The 16,302-nt window shown below is 68.1% G+C and carries 15 protein-coding genes and 1 pseudogene; 6 read left to right on the top strand and 10 right to left on the bottom strand.

Annotated elements, in window-relative coordinates; genetic code table 11:
• Positions 1-274: 274 nt before the first annotated feature.
• Complete coding sequence (locus tag EV278_RS17845; protein ID WP_132094532.1) at positions 275-3,097, bottom strand: TonB-dependent receptor; 2,823 nt, start codon at positions 3,095-3,097, stop codon at positions 275-277.
• 489 nt (positions 3,098-3,586) lie between these two features.
• Between EV278_RS17845 and queC the strand changes: the two genes are divergently transcribed.
• The 3 genes from queC (at position 3,587) to EV278_RS17830 (ending at position 5,569) form a co-directional block, all read left to right on the top strand.
• Positions 3,587-4,339 (top strand): 7-cyano-7-deazaguanine synthase QueC, encoded by a 753-nt coding sequence (gene queC / locus EV278_RS17840; protein WP_132094530.1) that lies wholly within the window; start codon positions 3,587-3,589, stop codon positions 4,337-4,339.
• Between the two features lie 157 nt (positions 4,340-4,496).
• Positions 4,497-5,129 carry a 7-carboxy-7-deazaguanine synthase gene (gene queE, locus EV278_RS17835; RefSeq protein WP_132094528.1) on the top strand — a complete coding sequence of 211 codons (633 nt, stop codon included), beginning with the start codon at positions 4,497-4,499 and terminating at the stop codon, positions 5,127-5,129.
• A 74-nt stretch (positions 5,130-5,203) separates the two neighbouring features.
• A complete protein-coding gene (locus EV278_RS17830) occupies positions 5,204-5,569 on the top strand; it encodes a 6-carboxytetrahydropterin synthase (RefSeq protein ID WP_019847500.1) in 366 nt (121 codons plus the stop codon).
• 260 nt (positions 5,570-5,829) lie between these two features.
• Here the strand turns inward: EV278_RS17830 and EV278_RS17825 are convergent, their stop codons facing one another.
• Positions 5,830-6,282 carry a hypothetical protein gene (locus EV278_RS17825; protein WP_132094526.1) on the bottom strand — a complete coding sequence of 151 codons (453 nt, stop codon included), beginning with the start codon at positions 6,280-6,282 and terminating at the stop codon, positions 5,830-5,832.
• 235 nt (positions 6,283-6,517) lie between these two features.
• On the opposite strand from EV278_RS17825, the gene aroC reads away from it, so the two are divergent.
• Positions 6,518-7,642, top strand: a complete 1,125-nt coding sequence (gene aroC, locus EV278_RS17820; protein WP_132094524.1) for a chorismate synthase — start codon at positions 6,518-6,520, stop codon at positions 7,640-7,642.
• Between the two features lie 56 nt (positions 7,643-7,698).
• Here the strand turns inward: aroC and EV278_RS17815 are convergent, their stop codons facing one another.
• On the bottom strand, positions 7,699-7,911 hold the full coding sequence (locus EV278_RS17815) for a hypothetical protein (RefSeq protein WP_132094522.1): 213 nt from the start codon (positions 7,909-7,911) through the stop codon (positions 7,699-7,701).
• Positions 7,912-8,189: 278 nt separating this feature from the next.
• Here EV278_RS17815 and EV278_RS17810 point away from each other — a divergent pair, with 278 nt between their 5' ends.
• Positions 8,190-8,435: a hypothetical protein gene (locus tag EV278_RS17810; protein ID WP_243692251.1), complete on the top strand. Its 246-nt coding sequence runs from the start codon at positions 8,190-8,192 to the stop codon at positions 8,433-8,435.
• 316 nt (positions 8,436-8,751) lie between these two features.
• Here the strand turns inward: EV278_RS17810 and EV278_RS17805 are convergent, their stop codons facing one another.
• Positions 8,752-9,123, bottom strand: coding sequence for a YciI family protein (locus tag EV278_RS17805; RefSeq protein ID WP_132094520.1), 372 nt, complete (start codon positions 9,121-9,123; stop codon positions 8,752-8,754).
• A gap of 101 nt (positions 9,124-9,224) precedes the next feature.
• A pseudogene (locus tag EV278_RS17800) lies at positions 9,225-10,496 on the bottom strand (pectate lyase); the annotation flags it as partial.
• Positions 10,497-10,912: 416 nt separating this feature from the next.
• Between EV278_RS17800 and EV278_RS17795 the strand changes: the two are divergent.
• On the top strand, positions 10,913-12,007 hold the full coding sequence (locus EV278_RS17795; RefSeq protein WP_132094516.1) for a methyl-accepting chemotaxis protein: 1,095 nt from the start codon (positions 10,913-10,915) through the stop codon (positions 12,005-12,007).
• Positions 12,008-12,035: 28 nt separating this feature from the next.
• Here the strand turns inward: EV278_RS17795 and EV278_RS17790 are convergent, their stop codons facing one another.
• The 5 genes from EV278_RS17790 to EV278_RS17770 form a co-directional block, all read right to left on the bottom strand.
• The gene (locus EV278_RS17790) at positions 12,036-12,815 is read right to left on the bottom strand and encodes a site-2 protease family protein (RefSeq protein WP_132094514.1); all 780 of its coding nucleotides are present in this window, start codon (positions 12,813-12,815) and stop codon (positions 12,036-12,038) included.
• A gap of 64 nt (positions 12,816-12,879) precedes the next feature.
• Positions 12,880-14,175 (bottom strand): FAD-binding oxidoreductase, encoded by a 1,296-nt coding sequence (locus tag EV278_RS17785; RefSeq protein WP_132094512.1) that lies wholly within the window; start codon positions 14,173-14,175, stop codon positions 12,880-12,882.
• Between the two features lie 38 nt (positions 14,176-14,213).
• Entirely contained in the window at positions 14,214-15,614 is a 1,401-nt protein-coding gene (locus EV278_RS17780; RefSeq protein WP_132094510.1) for a glutamine synthetase family protein, read from the bottom strand.
• Positions 15,615-15,642: 28 nt separating this feature from the next.
• Positions 15,643-16,059 carry a PIN domain-containing protein gene (locus EV278_RS17775; protein ID WP_132094508.1) on the bottom strand — a complete coding sequence of 139 codons (417 nt, stop codon included), beginning with the start codon at positions 16,057-16,059 and terminating at the stop codon, positions 15,643-15,645.
• Positions 16,060-16,296, bottom strand: a complete 237-nt coding sequence (locus tag EV278_RS17770; RefSeq protein WP_132094506.1) for a hypothetical protein — start codon at positions 16,294-16,296, stop codon at positions 16,060-16,062.
• Positions 16,297-16,302: the final 6 nt, after the last annotated feature.

Below are 16,302 nucleotides of genomic sequence, written 5' to 3'. Positions count from 1 at the left end.
CAACGCCAAGGCCAGGGATGCTCGCGCCGCCTTCGTACCGGCTTGACCATCCAGACAGTCGCTCTATCCGCCGCAGGTGCGGATGTGTGGCGCGCCGGCGCGCCAAGGCGCTTCCCTTGCGAGCTGAACCAGGGGTCCCGGGCACGAGGCCCGGGATAACGGGCTATTGGGGGAGCGATCAGGGTTGAACGCCCTTGGTATTAATCCCCCCGGAACAAAAAAGGGCGGCGGATCGATCCGCCGCCCTTCCTTAGGTCGCCGTCCGTGCGGCGGCCTAGAACGACTTGGTCACCCCCACGCCGTAGAGGCGCGGCTCCAGGGTGATCAGGTTGGTGAACAGGCCCGAGCTGTCGTCGGTGGTGTAGGCGTCGGTGATCGGCGTCTTGTTGCCGAGGTTCTTGACGTAGGCGTCGATCTGCAGGCCCCAGTCCGGCTTTTCGATCTTCAGGGTGATGTTGGCGTTGTTCCACGACTTCAGCTGGTCGTAGGCGGTGTTGTAGACGCGGGCGTACTGCTTGCTCTGGTGGTAGTAGTCGCCGCGCAGGGTGGCCGACCAGCCGTCCGCGAAGTCCCAGGTGTACTGGGCGCCGACCGAGGCGGTCCAGTGCGGCGAGTTGGGCAGCTGGTTGCCCGACAGATCCTGGGCCTTGCCCTCGATCGAATAGCCGGCGCCGTAGTTGAACATGGCGTTGCTGATGGCGTTGGCATAGACGGCCGGAACGCCCCGGCTTTGCAGGAAGGCCGTGTAGAAGGCCTTGCCGCCGCAGGCGAACGGGACGGTGGCGCCCAGGGCGGGGTTGACCGTCAGCGCCGTCGCCACGCCGGCCGAGGCGACCACGCAGTTGGAGCCGACCGCGACGCCGGGGATGCTGGGGCCGGCCTTGACCACCTGGTAGAGCGGGTTGCCCTGGGTGCGGTCCATGGTGTCGATCGAGGAGACGCCGCCGCCGATCTCAGTGTGCAGATAGCCGAGATTGGCGTTGAGGCGCAGGTTGCGGACCGGCGACCAGACCGACTCCAGCTCCAGGCCATAGACCTTGGCGTTGACGTTCTCGTTGACCGAGGTGCGGCTGACGATCTTGGAGATCTGGTAGCCCTGGTAGTCGTAGTAGAAGCCGGTGGCGTTCAGCATCAGGCTGCCGCCGGCCAGGGTGTTCTTCGAGCCCAGTTCGAAGGCGTTGACGAATTCCGGATCGAACTGCGGCTTGACGCCAGCCGCGCCCGCGGCCGCCGGCGGGTTCGAGCCGCCGCCCTTGTAGCCCTTGGAATAGAAGGCGTAGAGCAGGTTGTCGTCGCTGAGCTTGTAGTCAAAGCCGAAGCGGCCGGTCAGCTCGTTGAAGACCGATTTTTCCTGCGGGGTGGTGGTGCTCTGCTTGAGGCCGATGCCGGGCGACAGCAGCACGGTGTCGTAGACGTCCAGGCGCTTGTCGTCGTGGGTGCGGCGCAGGCCCAGGGTGAACTTCAGCTTCTCGTTGGCCTGCCAGTACAGCTCGCCGAACAGGGCGTTGGACTTCAGGTGATAGGGCGAGCGGTTGTCATAATAGTTGTGGCCGCTGCCGTCGGGCGTGGCGTTGGTGTCGATGCCGATGCAGCTGGCCGGCAGGGCGACCGGGTTGCAGTTGGGATTGCCGGTGTTCTGGAAGTTCAGCGCCAGGGCCGACAGGGTCAGCGAATTGCCGATCACATAGTAGTCGGTGACGGTCTTGTAGTCGAAATAGATGCCGCCGAAGTTGAAGTTCAGCGGGCCGTCGAAGTTCGACTGCAGGCGCAGTTCCTGGCTCCACTGCTTGGAGTTTCCGGCCGAGATGTCCAGGGTGGTGAACAGGTTGGTCCGGCCGATCTGCGGGTCGGTGAAGAAGCCGCCGGGCGTGAACGGCGTGTTGTTGAACGGGATCGTCGAGACGTTCCGGTTGTAGTCCAGCTTCGTATAGACCTTGCCCTTGCTGTACGAGGTCATGGACGTGAAGGTCAGGTTGTCGGTCAGGTCGTAGGCCAGGTTGAACTGGTAGATGTCGGACTTGGAGCGGTAGATCGGGTCGAACAGCGACTCGATTTCCCGCAGGTTGCGGCTGGCGGTGTCGCCGGCGTTGGCGTCGCCGCTGGTGAAGCCCACCAGGTTGCCCAGTTCGCCGGTCAGGGTGCCGGAGGTGTTGACCGTGCCATAGGCGCTGTCGCCGTACAGCGAGGCGGGCAGGCAGCCCTGGGTCAGGAAGGCGCGGGCCGTGCCGGTGGGCACGCCGCCGATCGTGGCCGGGCCGTTGTCCTTGGTGCACAGCTGCTTGCCGACGCGGGAGCGGCTGTCGTCCTCGTTGAAGTGCTCCCACATGAAGTTGGTGCGCAGCGTGTCGATGGGATTGAACATCACCGAGACGCGGGTCGAGTACAGGTCGCGGTCGTCGACCTTGTGGTTGTTGTAGGTGTTGGTGACGAAGCCGTCGCGCTTGAGCCAGTTGCCGGCCACGCGGACGGCCAGCTTGTCGCCCAGGATCGGCACGTTGATCATGCCGCGCAGCTTCTGGGTGCTGTAGTTGCCGGCCTCGGCCCGGATGTTGGCCTCGAAGGTGTCGACGGGCTTGGCGGTGATGATGTTGACCACGCCGCCGGTGGCGTTGCGGCCGTACAGCGTGCCCTGCGGGCCGCGCAGCACTTCCACCCGCTCGACATCGAAGAACTCGGCGTCGAACAGGTTGCCGGTCTGCAGCGGGGCGTTGTTCTCGTGGACGCCGACGCCGCCGTCGGTCGAAACCCCGACCGCCTTGTTACCGATGCCGCGGATCGCGAAGTTGAAGCTGTTGGTGAAGTTGCCCTTGGCGAAGGTGACGTTCGGAATGGCCTGCTGCAGGTTGGGGCCGCCATCGATCTTCTGCGCCTCCAGGCTGTCCTGGTTGAAGGCCGACACCGCGATCGGCACGTCCTGCAGGGCTTCTTCCTTCTTCTGGGCGGTGACGACCAGTTCCTCCAGCACGTTGCCGCCGCCCTGCTGGGCGGCCGGCTTGGCGTCGGATTGCTGGGCGAAGGCCGGAGCGGCGACGGCGGCCAGCACGGTCACGGACGCGCCCATGGCCAGCAGGCTCCGCATACGCAGAGATTGCGACATTCTATTCCCTCCCTGGACGTCGCGGCGCCTTATGGCGGCCCCTGCGGACGTCGTTTGTTTCCTCGGCGCCGTCCTTTTGAGCACTACGCGGGCGTACGGCCGGCCCTTCGCAGCATCCGTCGATTGCATACTTGGCGCCTGGGGCTGTCAACCGGCCAGGATCTAAGTGATCATTGATAGGTTACGCGTTTTCACTTTACGTCAGGCCGCATTCACCTGGAGCTGACAAGTTTTCGCAGAAATTAGAAAAGACGGTCCGGCGCGTGACGTAGCGTCAAGCGTGGTTTCAGGCCGGAAAACCTTGGTGCGACCCCCAAAGGCGCGCAGCCCATAGTCGCCCATTCGCGCTGAAGGTACAGCCCAAATATCGGTGTTCGAAACAAATGTTCGGGTGTGATGAGTCCGGGCGACGGCGGAGGAGCCGGACGATCGCTGACGCTTGGCTCCCCATCGGTCGTCAAGTCCGCGCGCCTGGTGTAGAGAGGCGCCATGTCCACTCCTGAAGTTTCCACCGTGTCCGGCGTTGCGCGCGCCGACGCCGCCCTGGTGCTGTTCTCCGGCGGCCAGGACAGCAGCGTCTGCCTGGCCTGGGCCCTGGAGCGCTACGCCCGGGTCGAGACCGTCGGCTTCGACTATGGCCAGCGCCACGCGATCGAGATGCAGGCCCGCCAGGCCGTGCGCCGCCAGATGGCCCAGCGCTTCCCGCACTGGGCCGAGCGCCTGGGCGAGGACCACGTGCTGGACCTGACCGGCTTCGGCGCCGTGGCCAAGAGCGCCCTGACCGCCGACGTCGCCATCGAGATGACCGAGCGCGGCCTGCCCTCGACCTTCGTGCCCGGCCGCAACCTGGTGTTCCTGATCTACGCCGCCGCCCTGGCCGACCGCCGGGGCCTGGGGGCGCTGGTCGGCGGCATGTGCGAGACCGACTTTTCGGGCTATCCCGACTGCCGCCGCGACACCCTGGACGCCATGCAGGCCGCCCTGAACCTGGGCATGGACCGCGACTTCGTCATCGAGACCCCGCTGATGACGCTGACCAAGGCCCAGACCTGGGCCCTGGCCAAGACCCTGGGCGGCGAGGACCTGGTCGACCTGATCGTGGTCGAGAGCCACACCTGCTACCAGGGCGACCGCGGCGAGCTGCACCCCTGGGGTCACGGCTGCGGCGAATGCCCGGCCTGCGAGCTGCGCCAGCGCGGCTATGAAGAGTGGGACGCGGCGGGGCGGGAAGCGCTGGCATGAGCATCCTATCCAAGTTCCCCTCCCCTTTGATGGGGGAGGGGCCAGGGGTGGGGGTGATCGCGGCGGTGGGTTCGACCACGATCGCGCTCCGCCCTGAACCGCCGTCACCCCCATCCCCGACCCTTCCCCCATTGAGGGGGAAGGGAGAGCGTTTGCGATGACCTACACCGTCAAGGAGATCTTCCTCACCCTGCAGGGCGAGGGCGGGCAGGCGGGCAAGGCGGCGGTGTTCTGCCGGTTTTCCGGCTGCAACCTGTGGACCGGCCGCGAGCAGGACCGCCACAAGGCCGTCTGCACCTTCTGCGACACCGACTTCGTCGGCACGGACGGCGAGGGCGGCGGCAAGTTCGCCACGGCCGAGGATCTGGCCCAGGCGGTCGAGGCGGCCTGGACCGGCGGTCCGGACGACCGGCTGGTGGTCTGCACCGGCGGCGAGCCGCTGCTGCAGCTGGACGCCGCGGCCATCGACGCCCTGCACGCGCGCGGCTTCATGATCGCCGTCGAGACCAACGGCACGGTCGCCGCGCCGCCCGGCGTCGACTGGGTGTGCGTCAGCCCCAAGGCCGACGCGCCGGTGGTCCAGACCTCGGGCCAGGAGCTGAAGCTGGTCTATCCGCAGGACAAGGCCATGCCCGAGCGCTTCGCGGGCCTGGATTTCGAGCGCTTCTACCTGCAGCCGATGGACGGGCCGGACCGCGAGCGCAACACCCAATTGGCCGTCGCCTATTGCCTTTCGCACCCACAATGGCGTTTAAGCGTCCAGACGCACAAATATCTCGGCCTGCCCTGACGGATAAGGCGCTCGACCTGGTGACAGGGTCTATGCGCTAGAGCCTCCCAGGCCTTGTCAAAAGAAGTACCCTGATGAAGCCCGTCTTCGAGATCACGAAGGCCGCGCATTTCGACGCGGCCCATTACATCGAGCAAGGTCCCGCCGACCATCGCTACCGCAAGCTGCACGGCCACTCGTTCAAGGTCGAGGCCAGCGTCAGGGGGACGATGCAGGACGCCGGCTGGGTCGCCGACCTCGACAGCCTGGACGGCGCGCTGAAGGCGGTGGCCGCCGAGCTGGACCACGGCCTGCTCAACGATCGCCCCGGCCTGGAAAGCCCGACCCTGGAGCGGATCTGCCTCTATTTCGCCGAGCGCCTGACGCCGCAGTTCCCCGGCCTGTCGCGGGTGGTGATCTCCCGCCCGACCATCGGCGAAAGCTGCGCGCTGGCGCTGTAGCGCTCGTCATCCCGGGCGCAAGGCCACGGCTGTCCGGTTGGCAAAGACTTGAGTCTATTGAGCTTCCAGCGCCGGCGCGGAAACCCTCGTCCTTCGACAAGCTCAGGATGAGGCTTTCTACTGAACCGCCGTTGAATTCGTCCTCATCCTGAGCCTGTCGAAGGACGAGGACGATCCACGGCGTCGGCCGAAAACATGAACGACCTCATAATCTTAAGACCAGCGCGTGAACCGGACAGCCGTGGCGCAAGGCCCGGGGACTACCCGACCGGGCTCAGCACCTTGTAGGCCGGCTTGGCCTTGGCGGCGTCGCCGCTGCCGACGGTGAACGAATAGTCGCTCCAGTAGATCTTCACGATGGCCGGCGCGCTGCTGTTGTACGACACCTCGTGCCATTCGCGGGTCGAGGAGAAGATGCTCAGATAGTAGACGTCGCCGGTCTGGTCCTCGAACGCCAGGTACATCGAGCCGCTGAAGGCGCCCTTGGGGCCCTGGGCGTCGACGCGGACCTGGTAGCTGTAGATGCCGGCGATGGACTGCAGCTCGATCGCGAACACCGTGCCGCCGTCATTGGCCACCACGCAGTTCTGCGGGGAATTGCCGTTGACCGTGGCCGACTGGTTGGGCTGCAGCCCGCCGGACGAGGCGGCGCTGTAGTAGCCGTTCTTGCACTCGCCGCAGTCGCCGTTGAAGTTCGCCGTGCCGGTGGTCATGTTTTCATCCTCCCTGTTTTGGTCCGGTCTTGCCGGGGCCTACCTCAAGTATCGACAGGGCGGGACGATACTCCTGAGTTGTGGTGTATGCAACTAATGAGAGCTTGAGTATTATTGCTACTATAAGATGTGTCAATTCGGAACAACGGGGCGAACCTGCCCCGATGGGGCGCTTCCCGGAGCCAGGGACGCCAGGCTTTGCCCCCTCCCGCGCTTTCGGCTACACACCGCGCCCATGTCGCACAACACCTTCGGCCACCTGTTCCGCGTCACCACCTGGGGCGAAAGCCACGGCCCGGCCCTGGGCTGCGTGGTCGACGGCGTCCCGCCGGGTCTCAGCATCTCCGCTGGATACATCCAGGCCTTCCTCGACAAGCGCCGGCCGGGCCAGGGCAAGTTCGTCACCCAGCGCCAGGAGCCGGACGCCGTGCGCATCCTGTCGGGCGTGTTCGAGGACGAACGCAGCGACGGCCAGCGCACGACCGGGACGCCGATCAGCCTGATGATCGACAACACCGACCAGCGCTCCAAGGACTATGGCGAGATCGCCCAGGCCTTCCGGCCCGGTCATGCCGACTATCCCTATTTCGCCAAGTACGGCGTGCGCGACTATCGCGGCGGCGGGCGCAGCTCGGCGCGCGAGACCGCCGCGCGGGTGGCGGCCGGCGCGGTCGCCCGGCTGGTGATCCCCGGCGTCACGGTGCGCGCGGCCCTGGTCCAGATCGGCCCGCACGCCGTCGACCGCGCGAACTGGGACTGGGACCAGGTCGAGCAGAACCCCTACTGGTCGCCCGACGCGACGATCGTCCCGGTCTGGGAAGAGCACCTGGAGAAGGTCCGCAAGGCCGGCTCCTCGACCGGCGCGGTCGTCGAGGTCGAGGCCACGGGCGTGCCGGCCGGCTGGGGCGCGCCGCTGTACGGCAAGCTGGACGCCGAACTGGCGGCGGCCCTGATGTCGATCAACGCCGCCAAGGGCGTGGAGATCGGCGAGGGCTTCGCCAGCGCGGCCCTGTCGGGCGAGGACAACGCCGACCAGATGCGGATGGGCGCCGACGGTCCGGTGTTCCTCAGCAACCACGCCGGCGGCGTGCTGGGCGGCCTGTCGACCGGCCAGCCGGTGGTGGCCCGCGTGGCCTTCAAGCCGACGTCCTCGATCCTGACCCCGCGCGAGAGCGTCAACGAGGCCGGCCAGGAGGTCGACCTGCGCACCAAGGGCCGCCACGACCCCTGCGTGGGCATCCGCGGCGTGCCGGTGGTCGAGGCCATGACCGCCTGCGTCCTGGCCGACGCCTTCCTGCGCCACCGCGCCCAGACCGGCGGCGGGGCGTTCGTCCCGGGCGGTCAGGGCCGGAGAGCCTGAATTCCAGGGCGACCCAGAGGGGGAGCATCTGGCCTCCGCTCAGGACGATGGAGGCCCTACCCCTTGCGGGCTTCCGGCCATTCCTCGGGCCGCAGGATCATCGTCGGCCGCAGGAACGGCGAGCGGACGCGGTCATAGTCCTGGATGTCGAGGTTGCGGCAGATGATCTCGAGCAGCTCCCCGCCGCTGACCTCGGGCGCAGGCTCGTCGTGCATCTGCTTCCAGAGCGCGAGAGCTTCGCGTTTGATGAGTTCATCGCGGGAGGTCATTCGAAAAACATATCCCTTCGGCGCTTCAACTCTTGGGCGCCGAGTCTCGTTCCTGATTTTTTCGTTGACAAAAGGTAACCAAGCGCCGCCGGCGCTGGAGATAGTCTGAACAGCGAGGGCGCGCGCGGTCTGAACACAGCAGACCCGCTCAACCGGGCGTCACCTTGCTTGAACTGCGCCTGACGGCGCGAGGGCGCCACACAGCGGCCATCGGACGCGGCGACCCTGGGGGCGTCCCGGGCTAGAACGCTCGCCCCAACCTCAGTGAGCTTGCCCCAATGTCGCGTCCCATGGTCCCGCGTCGCCTGCCCCTCGTCCTGGCCCTGCTGGCCGTCGCCGCCGCCGGCCAGGGCTGCCTGGCCGTGGCCGCCGGGGGCGCGGTGGTCGGCGCCGGCGCGGCCGTGGTCGGCACGACCGGCAAGGTCGTGGTCGGCGCCGGCAAGGCCGTCATCCCCGGCGAAAGCAAGAAGGACCGCGAAGAGCGCGAGTTCAAGGAATGGAAGAAGTCGCGGCGCGACGGCTAGAGCAAATCGTGCGATATAGCAATCGCACGACTTGCTCTAGGTTTTTGTTTTCGCATCGCTTTTGCGGAAAACCGGCGTCCACTTTTCCGCGCGATGCTCTAGGGGGCCTTGGATCCAGGCTGACCAGCCGCTCTGGCGCCGGTCGGCCTTCTTGATCCCATCTTTTCAACCGTCATTCCGGGCCTTGTGCCCGGAACCCCTGGTTCAGCTTGCACGTGAAGCGCCTTGGCGCGCAAGGCGCGCCACCCATCCACACCTGCGGCGGACGGAGGGGGGCCGGGCACAGGGCCCGGAATGACGAACGGTTGAGGAGGCCCTACTCGGCCGCGATCGCCCCCGGCAGGTACAGCCGCATCGGCCGCACCTCGTAGGCCCCGCCGGGATTGGCCACGCCCAGCTCGCGGGCGATGGCCAGGGCCTCGTCCATGTCGGCGACGTCCAGCGTGTAGAAGCCCAGGAACTGCTCCTTGGTCTCGGCATAGGGGCCGTCGATCACGAAGGGGGCTTCGGTCTTGACCAGGGTCTTGGCGCTGGTGGTGCCCTGCAGCCGTCCCGACGGCCCCATCTTGCCCTCGGCGATCAGGCGGTCATGGACGACCGACAGCCGCCCCATGACCGCGGCGTCCTGTTCCGGGGTCCAGCCCAGGACCTCGGTCTCGTTGTTGTAGCACAGCAGCATGTACAGCATTCGCGGCCTTCCCCGGCGTGATCGGCGAGGCAGAGATAGGCCAGGGCGGCGCGCGAAGGAAGACCGGCGTTTTCCGGAATGACAGGGCTTTGGGGAAAACCCTACCCCCGCCGCCGCGCGGCGTCGGCCAGATAGTCCTCCAGGTTGGTCCAGCCGTCGCCGTTGCGGTCCAGCGCCCCGTCGGCCTTGCGCGGGTTCAGGCCGTGGGCCGTCTCCCAGGCGTCGGGCATGCCGTCGCCGTCGGTGTCGACCGCCGCGACCCCGGGCGGCAGGGCCGGCCAGCCGCCGACCTGGGCCTGGCTGTCGATCTGCTTGCCGGTCCGGTCGCGGACCCCGGCCACCACCCGCGCGTCGACCGCGTCGCGAAACACGCTGGCCCCGGCGTCGGCCAGCACCCGCTCATAGGCCGAGGCGGCGGGGTCGGCCTTGACCGGCGCCACGTCGATCGGCCCGGCCTGTCGCCAGCCCGGCGCCTGCAGCCCGCTGACCAGGCTCCAGGGATCGGCGGGAACGACGCCGTTCATGCTGTTGCCCGCGAACCAGGCCTTGGCCAGGCTGTTGCTCTCATTGAAGGCGATGGGCTTTTCGCTGTCTGGACCCATGACATAGGCGTTGTCGACGAAGCTGTAGGCGGCCAGGGCCGCCTTGTCGGCGTCATAGCCGGCGTGGCCCTTGCCCCAGTTGTAGAACACGTTGGAGCGGAACTCGAAGAACGCCCCGATCGGATCCTTGTCCGGTCCCTCGTAGTTGCCCGGGCGCGGCATGCGGGCCAGGTGGTTGGCCCACAGGTTATGGTGGAAGCTGATCTTCGAGCCGTTGCCGCCACGGATCAGGCTGCCATAGCCGTGGTCGCCCTTGGCGTGGATCGAGTGGCGCAGGCTCTCGGCGATGATCGACCATTGGACCGTAAGGTCGAAGAACCCTTGGCCTGCAGTGTCGTAGCGGGCGCTGGCCGACAGGGTCTCGTCCACCGACCAGCTGGCCGAGACGTGGTCCAGGATGATCCGCCGGCCGGCGTTGATCCAGATCGCGTCGCCCTCGGTCTTGCTCTCGTCGCCCAGGCGCGAGCGGATGAAGCGGATGACCACGTCGTCGGCGGCCACCACCAGGGTGTGGTCGCGCAGGGTGACGCCGCCGCCGGGCGCGGTCTGGCCGGCGATGGTGATCTGGCCGTTGGCGATCTTCAGTTCGCGCTTCAGCGGGATCGTGCCGGCGACCGCGAAGACCACCGTGCGCGGGCCCTGGGCCTCGACCGCGGCGCGCAGGCTGCCGGGGCCGGAGTCCTCCAGGTTGGTCACCTTGATCACCGCTCCGCCCCGCCCGCCGGCGGCGAAGCGGCCCGCGCCCTCGGCTCCGGGGAAGGCCAGCACTTCGCGGGGAGCGGCCTGGGCGGCGGTTCCGGCCAGGGTCAGGACGGCGGCCAGGGCGGCGTTACGGACGAGCATGCGGTTCCCCCCTTTTATTCCGCCCGTCCCGGCGTTCGCCGGATGAGCGGTTGACGGGGGTATTCATCCCCGGTCCGGGCATTCTTGTCCACCGGTGTCATTGCTGGCCGGCAAGGTTTCGCTGCGGCGGTTGTAGAATGCAAGCCTCAACCCTTGATGATTAATCAGGCAAGGATTGCCGCCAGATCGCGCATTTCGCGGGGCCACGTACCGCCGGACCGACCGGAGGGCGCGACGGATTGTCCGACCCCGCTTCTGAAACCTGACGGCGGTGTCATTCTCGCTCGTCTGGCGAGTGATTCGGCTGTCCCGGGTTTCCGCCGCCGGTTTCGGGGGAAACCACCATGGCAGGACCTTCGGCGAGCGACGACGCCAGCCTCCGCCCAGAACGCATCCTGGAGCTCAGCGAGCGGCTGAGCGCGGTGGCTGGCGAGAAGATCGGCGAGATCGCCTATGTCAACCGCTCGGCCAAGATGCTGGCGATCAACGCCCTGATCGTCGCCGCCCGGGCCGGCGAGGCGGGACGCGGCTTCGCGATCGTCGCCGAGGAGTTCAAGACCATCTCCACCCAGATCGACATGGTGGCCGCCGCCCTGGAGAGCCAGGTGCGCGCCGACCTCGACGAGCTGACTGCGATCGGCGGGGCGATCCTGTCCCACCTGCGCGGCCAGCGCCTGGTCGACCTGGCCCTGAACGCCATCGAGATCATCGACCGCAACCTCTATGAGCGCACCTGCGACGTCCGCTGGTGGGCCACCGACAGCGCCGTGGTCGATTGCGTGGCCGCGCCGTCGCGCGAGGCCTCCGCCTACGCCAGCCAGCGGCTGAAGGTGATCCTCGACGCCTACACCGTCTATCTGGACCTGTGGATCGCCGACCCGTCGGGCCGGGTGATCGCCAGCGGCCGGCCCGACCGCTATCCGGCCGCCCGCAACACCTCGGTCGCCGAGGCCTCGTGGTTCCGCGACGCCCTGCGCACCCGGTCGGGCGACGACTTCACGGTCTGCGACATCCAGCGGGTCAAGGCCCTGAACGACGCCCCGGTCGCCACCTACGCCACGGCCATCCGCGAGGGCGGCCAGGCCAGCGGCCGGGTGCTGGGGGTGCTGGGGGTGCATTTCGACTGGAAGCCCCAGGCCCAGGCGGTGGTCGACGGCGTGCGCCTGACCGACGAAGAGAAGGCCCGCTCGCGCGTGCTGCTGCTGGACCAGAACCACCGGGTGCTGGCCAGCTCGGACGGCAAGGGCGTGCTGGAGGAGACCTTCAAGCTCGACACCTCGGGCGGCGACATGGCCAGCTACGCCGACGGCGACCGCACCATCGGCTACGCCCTGACCCCCGGCTACGAGACCTATCGCGGCCTGGGCTGGTACGGCTGCCTGGTCCAGACGGCGGAGGCGCAGCAGCCGGCGACAGCGGGAAGACTGAGCGCGGCGTGAACCCCTCTCCCTCTGGGAGAGGGCGTTTTCACCCCTCCCAGAACCGAAACGCCCCGTAGCCCGCGCCGATGTCCGGACGGGAGACGCCGAACAGGTCGGTGATCGTCAGCACCACGCGAAACAGGGCGTGGTTGACCCCGGGGATGAAGAAGATCGCCAGGAACAGGCCGATGAACACCAGCCCGCCCACCTTCTGGGCCTGTTGCTGGACCGCCGCCGGCAGGTAGGGGCGGATCACGCCGAAGCCGTCCAGGCCGGGCAGGGGCAGCAGGTTCAGCACCAGGGCGAAGCCCTGCAGGAAGGCCAGGAAGGCGGCGGCGCGCGACAGCGGGCTGGTCTCGACGCCGAACGCCCGGTCGGCGGCCAGGCAGACGGCCAGGCCGACCAGCACCGCCAGGGTGCCCAGCGGCCCGGCCAGCGAGGCCAGGGCCCGCCCGCGCCGGCTGCGCATCAGGTCGTCGCGCAGATAGACCGCCCCGCCGGGAAAGCCGATCCCGCCCATGGCCAGCACCACCAGCGGCAGCACCAGGCTGGTCCCCAGGTCGGTGTATTTCAGCGGGTCCAGGGTCAGGTAGCCCTTCTGGGCGATCGTGTGGTCGCCCGCCTTGTAGGCCACATAGGCGTGGGCGAACTCGTGCACCACCACGCTGAGGATCCAGCCCACCACCACGAAGGCGAAGGTCAGCACGCCGGGCGGCTGGTCCATCCGCGCCAGGGCGAAGGTCAGGGCGGCGAAAATCCCCGTCAGGATCAGGGCGTTGACGCTGATCGGGGCGGGCTTGGACGGACGAAGGTCGGTGATGGCCATGGGCCCTTGTACGCGGAGAGCGCGGCGGGCCCCAAGCCTTCTCTCCTGGCCCGTGCGGCGGCGGTCACATCCGGTCGCGCAGGGCGTACCAGCTCAGCCCGGCCACGGTCAGCGGCCAGCGCAGCAGCCGGCCGCCGGGGAACGGCGGGACGGGCAGGCGGGCCAGCAGGTCAAGGCCTTGCCGGTCGCCCAGGGCCGCGTCGGCCAGCAGCTTGCCGAACCAGGGGGCCAGCATCACCCCCTGGCCCGAATAGCCGGCGGCGATCCGCACGCCGGGGGCCAGCTCGCGGACGAACGGCGCGCGGTGGACGGTGATGCCCAGGGTCCCGCCCCAGGCGTGGGTCACCTCGACGTCGGCCAGGCCCGGATAGACCTTCAGCATGTGTCGCCGCACGAAGGCCTTGAGGTCCGGTGGAAAGCCCGGCCGGTAGTTCTCGCCGCCGCCGAAGATCAGCCGGCCGTCGGGGCTCTTGCGGAAGTAGTTGATCACGAACCGGCTGTCGGCGACGGCGGCGTTGCTGCGGATGATCGTGTCCGCCCGCTCTCCCAACGGCTCGGTGGCCAGGATGAAGTTGTTGATCGGCATCACCCGGGCGCGCGCCGCGCCGCCGGCGATATCGTCCAGGTAGCCGTCGCCGGTCAGGATCAGCTGGTCGCAGGTCACCCGGCCCCCCTTTCCTTGATGGGGCGCGGTGTCCACCAAGATCGCCCCGCCCTCGCGCCGCCAGGCCGCGGCGCGGCTGTGCTCGAAGATCACCGCCCCCGCCGCCATGGCCGCCCGCGCCATCCCCAGGGCCAGGTTCAGCGGATGCAGGTGGCCGCCGCCGTGGTCGACCAGGCCGCCGTGATAGGCGTCGGTCCCCAGCTCGTCCGCCAACTCGGCCTCGCCGACCAGGGCCAGCTGGTCGTAGCCGTAGCGGCTCCGCATGAAGTCGATGTGCGCGGCGTCCTCCGCCTCGCCGCCCTTGCGGTGGCGGGCGTGGATCATGCCGGGGCGAAAGCCGCAGGCGATCTGGTGTTCGGCGATCAGGGCCAGCAGATGGGCGCGGGCGTCCTGGCTCATGGCCCAGAGCCGAAGGGCGTCGTCGCGGCCGATCGTCTTCTCCAGCCAGGCCTGGTCGTTGCGCTGGCCGGTATGCACCTGGCCGCCATTGCGGCCGCTGCCGCCGCTGCCGACCTGGGCGGCCTCGAGGACCACCACCGAGACGCCGCGCCTGGCCAGCGCCAGCGCCGCGCCGAGGCCGGTATAGCCCGCGCCAACGATGCAGACGTCGGCGCGGGTGTCGGCCCGCAGGGCGGGCAGGGCGGGGAATGGCGTGGCGGTGGCGGCGTACCAGCTCGCGGGATGGCCGGTGTTCATCTCACCCTCTCCCAATGGGAGAAGGTGATTTCGAGGCCTCACACATTCAGCAGCAGGAACTCCCGCTCCCACGGGCTGATGGTGCGCATGAAGGTCTCGTATTCGGCCTGCTTCACCGTGGCGTAGGCCGAGCAGAAGGTGGCGCCCAGGATCTCGACCAGGGGCTTGGCCTCCTCGAACAGCATCACCGACTCCAGCAGGCTGCGGGGTAGCTCGATGCCGCGCACGCTGGCGTCGGTGTCGACCGGGGCGGTGGGCGACAGGTTCTGGGTCATGCCGAGGTAGCCGGCCGCCAGGGTCGCGGCGATGGCCAGGTACGGATTGGCGTCCGACGAGGGGATGCGGTTCTCCAGCCGGCGGTTGGCCGGGTCGGACGGCGGCACGCGCAGGCCGCAGGTGCGGTTGTCGTAGCCCCACTGGGTGTTGACCGGCGCCCCCGAGTCCCGGGCGATCCGCCGGTAGGAGTTCACATAGGGCGCCAGGATGGCCATGATCGCCGGCAGGTAGCGCTGCTGGCCGGCGATGAAGGCGTAAAACAGCGGCGTGGCGTCGCCGGACTTGGGGTCGGAGAACAGGTTCTCGCCGTCCGGACCCAGGATCGACTGGTGGATGTGCATGGCGCTGCCGGGCTCGGCGGCCATCGGCTTGGCCATGAAGGTGGCGTAGATCTCGTGCTCCAGCGCCACCTCGCGGATGGTGCGCTTGAACATGAACACCTGGTCGGCCAGTTCCAGCGGATTGCCGTGCCGCAGGTTGATCTCCATCTGGGCCACGCCGCTCTCGTGGATCAGGGTGTCGATCTCCAGGCCCTGGCGCTCGGAATATTCGTACATGTCCTCGAACAGGGCGTCGAACTCGTTGACCGCGGCGATCGAATAGCCCTGGCGGCCGGTCTCCGGCCGGCCCGAGCGGCCGATCGGCGGCTTGAGCGGGTAGTCGGGGTCGGTGTTCCTGTCGACCAGGTAGAACTCGATCTCCGGGGCCACCACCGGATCCCAGCCCTTCTCGCGATAGAGGGCCACCACCCGGCGCAGCACCTGGCGCGGGCTCTCCTCGACCGGCCGGCCGTCCGGGTGGAAGGCGTCGTGGATCACCTGGGCGGTCGGATCCTGGGCCCAGGGCACTACGGCCAGGGTGGCGAGATCCGGGGTCAGGAAGATGTCGGTGTCGGACTGCACGGCGTTGACCGCCCCCTCGAACTCGGGGAAGTCGCCGGTGATGGTCTGGTAGAACACCGCCAGCGGCAGGTTCATCGACGGCGCGCCCAGGAACTTGCGCACCGGCATGATCTTGCCCCGCGCCACCCCGGCCAGGTCGGGCACGACGCACTCGATCTCCTCGATATTCTGGCGAGAGAACCAGTCCTTGGCGTCGTCGAGGGAGGCCACGCCGCGCGTGGTCTTGGGGGCGGGCTTGGACTTCTTTTCCTTGTACTTCACGGGGGCGCTCCTCGCGCTTTATGGAAGTTTAGTCGGGCTGGAATGGGTTGACGATGCGGACACCCTCGACGACCTGGCCGTGCGAGAGATCCTCGGTGAACAGTTCGGTGCAGCCGGCGACGCGCGCGGCGGCCACGACGGCGCTGTCCCAGTAGGAGAAACCGTACCGCGCCCTGATCCCTAGAGCTGAACGCAGCGTGGTCAGGGTGTTGTCCTGGATCGTGAAGCGGGTCCAGCTTTCGACGAACCGGGCCGCTTGATCCTCGGTCAGCCGATCGGGCCGAGAGGGCCGCGTCGCCTGCACGAAGAACTCCTGCAGCACTTGCACCGATAGCACGCCGTCTCTTCGCGTCAGCAGCGCCAGCGCGATGTCGCGCTTTTCCGTCTCGGCCACCACATTGCCGGCCGCGTAGAGCAGGATGTTGGTGTCGAAGAAAACAGGCATCTAGCGGCGATCGTATAGTTCGTCGCGGGGAAGGCGGTCGGCGCCGCTGAAGTCCGAAATCTCGGCGCGAAGAGCCGTTTCGAGCGCTCTGAGACGCTCGAACTCGTCGCTCTCGTCCTTTGCGATGTCGACCAGGAACTTTCGCACCATGGCCGAGACGGACGTGTCCTGTTTCGCGGCCTTCGTCCGCGCCCGCCGATAGGTCTCGTCGTCGATGGAGACTGTAATGTTTTTCATGGTTTC

The sequence above is a fragment of the Caulobacter sp. BK020 genome (assembly GCF_004342605.1).
GTDB lineage: Bacteria > Pseudomonadota > Alphaproteobacteria > Caulobacterales > Caulobacteraceae > Caulobacter.
Note: the sequence above shows the minus strand (reverse complement) of the source record. Positions and strands in the feature narration are given on the sequence as shown.

Excerpts from the sequence above, each read along its gene's own strand:
- EV278_RS17845 (WP_132094532.1), bottom strand. The coding sequence starts at position 3,097 with ATGTCGCAATCTCTGCGTATGCGGAGCCTGCTGGCCATGGGCGCGTCC.
- queC (WP_132094530.1), top strand. The coding sequence starts at position 3,587 with ATGTCCACTCCTGAAGTTTCCACCGTGTCCGGCGTTGCGCGCGCCGAC.
- queE (WP_132094528.1), top strand. The coding sequence starts at position 4,497 with ATGACCTACACCGTCAAGGAGATCTTCCTCACCCTGCAGGGCGAGGGC.
- EV278_RS17830 (WP_019847500.1), top strand. The coding sequence starts at position 5,204 with ATGAAGCCCGTCTTCGAGATCACGAAGGCCGCGCATTTCGACGCGGCC.
- EV278_RS17825 (WP_132094526.1), bottom strand. The coding sequence starts at position 6,282 with ATGACCACCGGCACGGCGAACTTCAACGGCGACTGCGGCGAGTGCAAG.
- aroC (WP_132094524.1), top strand. The coding sequence starts at position 6,518 with ATGTCGCACAACACCTTCGGCCACCTGTTCCGCGTCACCACCTGGGGC.
- EV278_RS17815 (WP_132094522.1), bottom strand. The coding sequence starts at position 7,911 with ATGACCTCCCGCGATGAACTCATCAAACGCGAAGCTCTCGCGCTCTGG.
- EV278_RS17810 (WP_243692251.1), top strand. The coding sequence starts at position 8,190 with ATGTCGCGTCCCATGGTCCCGCGTCGCCTGCCCCTCGTCCTGGCCCTG.
- EV278_RS17805 (WP_132094520.1), bottom strand. The coding sequence starts at position 9,123 with ATGCTGTACATGCTGCTGTGCTACAACAACGAGACCGAGGTCCTGGGC.
- EV278_RS17795 (WP_132094516.1), top strand. The coding sequence starts at position 10,913 with ATGGCAGGACCTTCGGCGAGCGACGACGCCAGCCTCCGCCCAGAACGC.
- EV278_RS17790 (WP_132094514.1), bottom strand. The coding sequence starts at position 12,815 with ATGGCCATCACCGACCTTCGTCCGTCCAAGCCCGCCCCGATCAGCGTC.
- EV278_RS17785 (WP_132094512.1), bottom strand. The coding sequence starts at position 14,175 with ATGAACACCGGCCATCCCGCGAGCTGGTACGCCGCCACCGCCACGCCA.
- EV278_RS17775 (WP_132094508.1), bottom strand. The coding sequence starts at position 16,059 with ATGCCTGTTTTCTTCGACACCAACATCCTGCTCTACGCGGCCGGCAAT.
- EV278_RS17770 (WP_132094506.1), bottom strand. The coding sequence starts at position 16,296 with ATGAAAAACATTACAGTCTCCATCGACGACGAGACCTATCGGCGGGCG.